The 6,043-nt window shown below is 65.5% G+C and carries 6 protein-coding genes and 1 other annotated feature; of the genes, 5 read left to right on the forward strand and 1 reads right to left on the reverse strand.

Features of this window, described 5'->3' with window-relative positions:
- Nucleotides 1–140: 140 nt before the first annotated feature.
- Nucleotides 141–462, reverse strand: a binding site (T-box leader).
- 169 nt (nucleotides 463–631) lie between these two features.
- From H5T60_10585 to H5T60_10605, 5 genes are all read left to right on the forward strand, one after another.
- A complete protein-coding gene (locus H5T60_10585) occupies nucleotides 632–1,426 on the forward strand; it encodes a class I SAM-dependent methyltransferase (protein ID MBC7242877.1) in 795 nt (264 codons plus the stop codon).
- 18 nt (nucleotides 1,427–1,444) lie between these two features.
- Nucleotides 1,445–1,969: a hypothetical protein gene (locus H5T60_10590; GenBank protein ID MBC7242878.1), complete on the forward strand. Its 525-nt coding sequence runs from the start codon at nucleotides 1,445–1,447 to the stop codon at nucleotides 1,967–1,969.
- A gap of 18 nt (nucleotides 1,970–1,987) precedes the next feature.
- Nucleotides 1,988–2,533: an SH3 domain-containing protein gene (locus H5T60_10595; protein MBC7242879.1), complete on the forward strand. Its 546-nt coding sequence runs from the start codon at nucleotides 1,988–1,990 to the stop codon at nucleotides 2,531–2,533.
- Nucleotides 2,534–2,640: 107 nt separating this feature from the next.
- Nucleotides 2,641–4,704 carry an NAD-dependent DNA ligase LigA gene (ligA, locus tag H5T60_10600; protein ID MBC7242880.1) on the forward strand — a complete coding sequence of 688 codons (2,064 nt, stop codon included), beginning with the start codon at nucleotides 2,641–2,643 and terminating at the stop codon, nucleotides 4,702–4,704.
- 25 nt (nucleotides 4,705–4,729) lie between these two features.
- The gene (locus H5T60_10605; GenBank protein ID MBC7242881.1) at nucleotides 4,730–5,641 is read left to right on the forward strand and encodes a carbohydrate kinase family protein; all 912 of its coding nucleotides are present in this window, start codon (nucleotides 4,730–4,732) and stop codon (nucleotides 5,639–5,641) included.
- Between the two features lie 48 nt (nucleotides 5,642–5,689).
- Here H5T60_10605 and H5T60_10610 read toward each other — a convergent pair.
- The coding region (locus H5T60_10610; protein MBC7242882.1) for a hypothetical protein at nucleotides 5,690–6,043 on the reverse strand (354 nt) is incomplete at its 5' end.

The following is a 6,043-nucleotide window of genomic DNA, read 5'->3' on the forward strand; positions in this document are numbered from 1 at the left end:
GATAATGTTATACCACGCTGTGGGCAGTTCCCGTTCGCTCAGCAAGATTTTGTGCATTTCGGTCATCGTACACCTCCTTTTGTTGGAACAGGATAAGAGATTGCGATCAGTCCCGTCTGGGAAATCAAAAAGCACCTCCCGTAAGGGACGGGAGGTGCTTCACCCGCGGTGCCACCCTTGTTAGGCCGGCCTGCGCTCCAAACAAAAAACCCGCCGTGATGGCGGGAAAGGAGTGAATGCCAGCCTCACTCGTTGCAGGTACAGGACTGCGCCTTCGCGTGTCCGATACCCTCTGCCCTGATAACGGTGGCGTCTCCGGCCCCACCTACTGCCCATGCGAACATGGGGTTCAGCGGGCGACTCCCAGGTCCATTCAGCCGGCGCGCCGGCATCGGGCTTCCACCTTACCCCGACTCTCTGGGCCTCGCTCTCCGGCCTACTCGTCCTGTTCACAGTCTTTGCAGGTATTCACTTGCCGAGGCTATATATAGCATAAGTCCCCCATACTGTCAAACGGCCTTTTTGGAGGCTAACGAACCACTCCCAACGCCCCACTTCCCCTCCTAATAACCTTGACAGAATGCCCGATTGGCCCTAAGATGAGGGTAAGCGCATGAGCAGAGGACAAAATATGCACGGCAACCCTGTCCCGGACACGGAATCACCGTACGATTTCGACCGGTTCGTGCGGTATTACGAGCTGGACCACGCCGATTACACCGCTGATATCCCGTTCTATCGAGACCTGGCGCGCCAGGCCGGCGAGCCGGTGCTGGAGCTGGGATGCGGCGCCGGCCGCGTGCTCATCCCGCTGGCCGAGGCCGGCATTACCATCACCGGCGTAGACCTGGCACCGCGCATGCTGGCCCGGGCAAGGGAAAGGGCGGACGCCGCCGGCGTCTCCGGCCGCGTGACCCTGGTGCAGGCCGACATGCGCCATTTGGACCTGCCGGCGCGCTTCCGGCTGGCGTTCTGCGCCCTCAACACCCTCATGCACATGGACGATATCGAGGACCAGATCGCGGTGCTGGAATCCGCCCGCCGGCACCTGGTCTCCGGAGGCATCTTCGCCGTGGATTTACCGAATCCGCACCTCTCCCTGCACCACGAGGAGCGCACGCCTTTGACGCTGGACAAGGAGCTGGTGGACCCGGAGACGGGGAACCGCATCCTCAAGCTGGTCTCATACCGCTCCGACGCCTCCCTGCAGGTCTCCGACATCACCATCATCTATGACGAGGTGGATGCCGCCGGCCGCCTACAGCGCACCATTGTCCCCATGCGCATGCGCTGGATCTATCCGTACGAACTGCGGCTGATGCTGGAGATCGCCGGCTTCCGATTGGACCAGCTTTACGGCTCCTACGACCTGGAACCGTTCAGCGCCGGCAGTGAGCGCATGATTGCAGTGGCGCATGTCCCGTAATGCGCCGGGGAGGACACCATGTCCCAGGAAGAACTTCCCCAGCCGCGCATGACGGCCGAGGAGGTCGCCGAAACCCTGCGCCGGCTGGCCAACCTGCTGGAAATCAAGGGGGAAAACCCCTTCAAGAGCGCGGCCTACCGACGCGCCGCCGTCGTCATCGAGGAGATGGGGCCGGCGCTGTTCGAGCACTGGCGCGCCGGCACACTGGGAGAACTGCCGAACATCGGCGCCGCTATCGAGAAAAAGGTGGATGAAATGCTGAGGACGGGGGAGCTGGCCGCCGTCCGCCGGCTGGAGCAGGAAATACCCCGCGGGGTGGAGGAACTGCTCCGCATCCCCGGCATCGGCCCCAAGACGGCGCGAACCCTGTGGCAGGAGCTGGGCATCACATCGCTGGAAGAAGCCGCCCGCGCCGCGGAAAGCGGCCGCCTGCGGGAAATCCGCGGCCTGGGGGCGCGTGCCGAACAGCGTATCCTGGCCGGCATCCGCCAGCTTCGCGCCGGCCCATCGTCTACCAACAGCGGGGAGCACCCTGCATCATAACCGAGGAGGAGAACCCACATGCCATCATTCAACCCCTTCCGACGCGCACCATCCTCATCCAGAGCGAGCGGACCGGGCAGTGCCCGCGCCGGCGGCGGAGGCCGGCCGGACATCAACGAACTGCCCATCTGGACATGGATACTGATCCTCCTGCCGGTGGTCCTGATCGGCGGGGCGCTGTGGGCGATGACGCGCTCAGCGAGCGAGCCAGACCTGCTTTCGCCCACCGCAACCCCGACGCCGGCACAGGCGCCGGCCGTCATCACCGCCGCTCCCCAGGCGCCCACCGCCACCTTCACACCCATGGTCATCGTCGCCACACCGCCCCCACCCCCGTTGAGCGCCGGCGTGCAGGCCGAGGTCTTCGGCACGGGCGCCGATCAGCTTCGGGTGCGCAGTGGGCCTGGTACCACCTACGCTACCCTGCAAATTGTGGGGGACGGCACGCGGGTGCAGGTGCTGGAAGGGCCATCGCCGGCGGACGGCTTCCAGTGGTGGCGCGTCCAGCTATCCGACGGCACCATCGGCTGGGTAGTTGGCGATTTCCTGCGCACGGTGCAATAAGGGGACCATAGACCATGGACCGCTGACGATGGGCGATGCCCTATCCTCCATGGTCTACCGTCCATCGTCTATCGTCTATTCTCCATCGTCCATTCAGGAGGCCAGCGATGAACGAGGCACAGGACCAGGAGAAGGAACGAGCACGCCAGCGCATAGAGGAACTGCGCCGGCAAATCCATTACCATAACTACCGCTACTACGTCCTGGACTCGCCGGTCATCAGCGACGCGGAGTACGACCGGCTGATGCGGGAGCTTATCGAGCTGGAACAGCGCTATCCCGAATTCATCACCCCGGATTCCCCAACCCAGCGCGTGGGGGGCATGCCGGCAGAACAGTTCGAGAAGGTTCCTCATCCCGCTCCCATCCTCAGCCTGGCCAACGCCATGAACATCGAGGAACTGCGCGCCTGGCGCGAGCGCGTGAAGCGCCTCCTGCCGGCCGGCACCCCCCTCGCCTACGTGGTGGAACCGAAGATCGACGGCCTCACCGTGGTACTGCATTATGAGAACGGCATATTTGTGCGCGGGGCCACGCGCGGCGACGGCCTGGTCGGTGAGGATGTGACCGCAAACCTGCGCACCATCCACAGCCTGCCCCTGCGCATCCCCCCGCACGATGCCAGCATCACGCCCCCGCCGCGGCTGGTGGTGCGCGGCGAAGCCTACATGCCCATCAGCAAATTCCGCGAGTTCAACCGCCGGCAGATGGAGACCGGCGGCCAGGTCTTTGCCAACCCACGCAACGCCGCCGCCGGCTCCGTGCGCCAGCTCGACCCCAGCGTCACGGCCAGCCGGCCGCTCAGCCTCTTCACCTACGCCATCGTCGCCGCCGAGGGCATCACCATCCGCACCCAATGGGAGACGCTGGACTACCTGCGCCGCATGGGCTTCCCCGTCACCTCCGAGATCGCCCGCTTCGAGGACGCGCAGTTCGCGGAGCTGGAGCGCTACTGCGAGGAATGGATCGAGAAGCGCGATACGCTCGATTATGAGATTGACGGCCTGGTCGTGAAAATCGACGACCTGGAGACACAAGCGCGCCTGGGAGTGGTGGGCAACAGCCCGCGCGGCGCCGTCGCCTTCAAATTCCCGGCGCGCGAGGCCACCACCAAACTGCTCGATGTGGGTATCAACGTCGGCCGCACCGGCACACTCAACCCCTACGCCATCCTGGAGCCTGTGCAGATCGGGGGCGCCACCATCCGCAAAGCGACCCTGCACAACTTCGACGAGATCGCCCGGCTGGACGTGCGCATCGGCGACACGGTGATCGTGCGGCGCGCCGGCGAGGTCATCCCCGAGATCGTGGGCCCCATTGTGGACCTGCGCACTGGAAATGAGCGCCCCATCGAGGTCCCCACCCACTGCCCGGTGTGCGGCGAGCCGGCGGTGCGCCGGCCCGGTGAGGTCGCCATCTACTGCATCAACGCCGCCTGCCCCGCCCAACTGGTGCGCCACGTCGAGCACTTCGTCAGCCAGGGCGCCATGGACATCGTCGGCTTTGGAAGCCGGCTGGCGGAGCTGTTCGTCGAGCAGGGCCTGATCAAGGATGTGGCCGACATCTACTACCTCAAGAAAGAGGACCTGCTGAAGCTGGAGGGCTTTGGGGAGAAAAAGGCCGAGAACCTCCTGCGGGCCATTGAGGAGAGCAAAAACCGCCCGCTTCAGCGGCTCATCGTGGCGCTGGGCATCCCCGGTGTCGGCTCGGTCGTCGCCGGCATCCTGGCCGAGCACTTCCGCTCCATTGACCGCCTGGCCTCCGCCACAGAGGAAGAGCTTCAGCAGTTGGAGGGCATCGGCCCGGAGACGGCGCGCTCCATTGTGGAATACTTCCAGCGTCCGCGCCACCGCGAGATACTGGAGAAACTGCGCCGCGCCGGCGTGCGCATGGCCGAGGAAGCGCCGGCGGAAAAGCCGGCCGCCGGCCCGCTGGCCGGCAAGACCTTCGTCATCACCGGCATCCTGCCCCATATGACGCGCGAGGAAGCGACCGCGCTCATCGAAGCGGCCGGCGGCAAGGTCGCCTCCTCCGTATCCTCCAAAACCGACTACTTGGTGGTGGGGGAAGCCCCCGGCGGCACCAAATACAATAAGGCGCGCGAGCTGGGCATCCCGATGATAGACGAGGCGGAGCTGTTGCGCATGTTGGGGAAGGAGCCGGCGGCATAACCCGACGCCGCGAAGAGCCTGCACCATGGACCGCTACGACGTTATCGGACTGGGCTACTGCTCCGACGATTATCTGGGCATAGTGCCGCATATCACCCCCTTCGACGGCGACACGGTCACCATGCTCGACTTCGCTCACGACGGCGGCGGCCCTGTCTCGACGGCGCTGGTGACCCTGGCCAAACTGGGCGCCCGCACCGCGTACCTGGGCGCGCTCGGCGATGACGAATCGGGGCAGTTCCTCCTCCAGGCTTTCATCGCCGCCGGCGTGGACACCCGCTTCATCCAGGTGCATGCCGGCGGCCGCAGTCCCTCCTGCATCGTCCTGGTGGAAGAGGGCACCGGCCGGCGCTCCATCCACTGCTTTCGCGGCCAGCTTCCCCTCTACGCACTGACGGACCCAACCAGGGAGGCCCTGCGCCGCACGCGCTTCCTGCATCTGGACGGCCATTCCCCCCACGCCATCGCGGAGGCGGCCGGCATCGTGCACACCGCCGGCGGCCAGGTGGTCTTCGACGCCAACCGCCCCCGCCCCCACACCCCCGAGGTCCTGCAGGTGACGGACATCCTGATTGCGGCCGAGCGCTTTCCCGCCGCGTTCACAGGCATCGGCGATTTGCTGGAGGCCAGCCGCCGGCTGATGGCCTGGGGCCCTCGTCTCGTGGTCACCACGCTGGGGTCGGGCGGCTGTTTCTGCGTGACTCCGGAAGAACACTTCCATGTGCCTGGCTTCTCCGTGCCGGTGGTAGATACCACCGGCGCCGGCGATGCCTTTCACGGCGCCTTCATCTTCGGCCTGCTCCAGCCGGACTGGTCGTTGTACGAGATCGCGCGCTTTGCCAACGCGGTGGCGGCCATGAACTGCCGGCGGCTGGGCGGACGCGCCGGCCTGCCCACCCTGGAAGAGGTCCAGGCGTTCCTGCGCACCGCGAAATAAAAACGCCTCCCGCAGGCAAGTTCCTGCGGGAGGCATCTCTCGTTCAGGCTACCGGCATACGGTGACCGTCACCTCGTCCACGTACATCCAGCTCCGTGCGCCGTCCCCATCGTTGCGCACCTCAAAATGCACCCAGATGTCCTGCCCCCTCCACGGCAGCAGGTCATAGGTCTTTTCCAGCCAGACGCCGGCATTGGAGTTGGTCATCAGCACGTAAGCCCACTGCTGGCCCAGATAGCCGTAGCGGATGAGCGCGAACTGCCAGTCATCGTAGGACCAGTTGGGCTTGCCATCCACCATAGCCGGCAGGTCCGCCGACTTCACCTCCTTGCCAGGCGCAAAGCCGGTCCAGTCATAGGCGGTGGGGTCGCCGGCGTGCGGCGCCTGCGCGAACGGCTTATA

The sequence above is a fragment of the Anaerolineae bacterium genome (assembly GCA_014360855.1).
Taxonomy (GTDB): Bacteria; Chloroflexota; Anaerolineae; order JACIWP01; family JACIWP01; genus JACIWP01.

Excerpts from the sequence above, each read along its gene's own strand:
- H5T60_10585 (MBC7242877.1), top strand. The coding sequence starts at position 632 with ATGCACGGCAACCCTGTCCCGGACACGGAATCACCGTACGATTTCGAC.
- H5T60_10590 (MBC7242878.1), top strand. The coding sequence starts at position 1,445 with ATGTCCCAGGAAGAACTTCCCCAGCCGCGCATGACGGCCGAGGAGGTC.
- H5T60_10595 (MBC7242879.1), top strand. The coding sequence starts at position 1,988 with ATGCCATCATTCAACCCCTTCCGACGCGCACCATCCTCATCCAGAGCG.
- ligA (MBC7242880.1), top strand. The coding sequence starts at position 2,641 with ATGAACGAGGCACAGGACCAGGAGAAGGAACGAGCACGCCAGCGCATA.
- H5T60_10605 (MBC7242881.1), top strand. The coding sequence starts at position 4,730 with ATGGACCGCTACGACGTTATCGGACTGGGCTACTGCTCCGACGATTAT.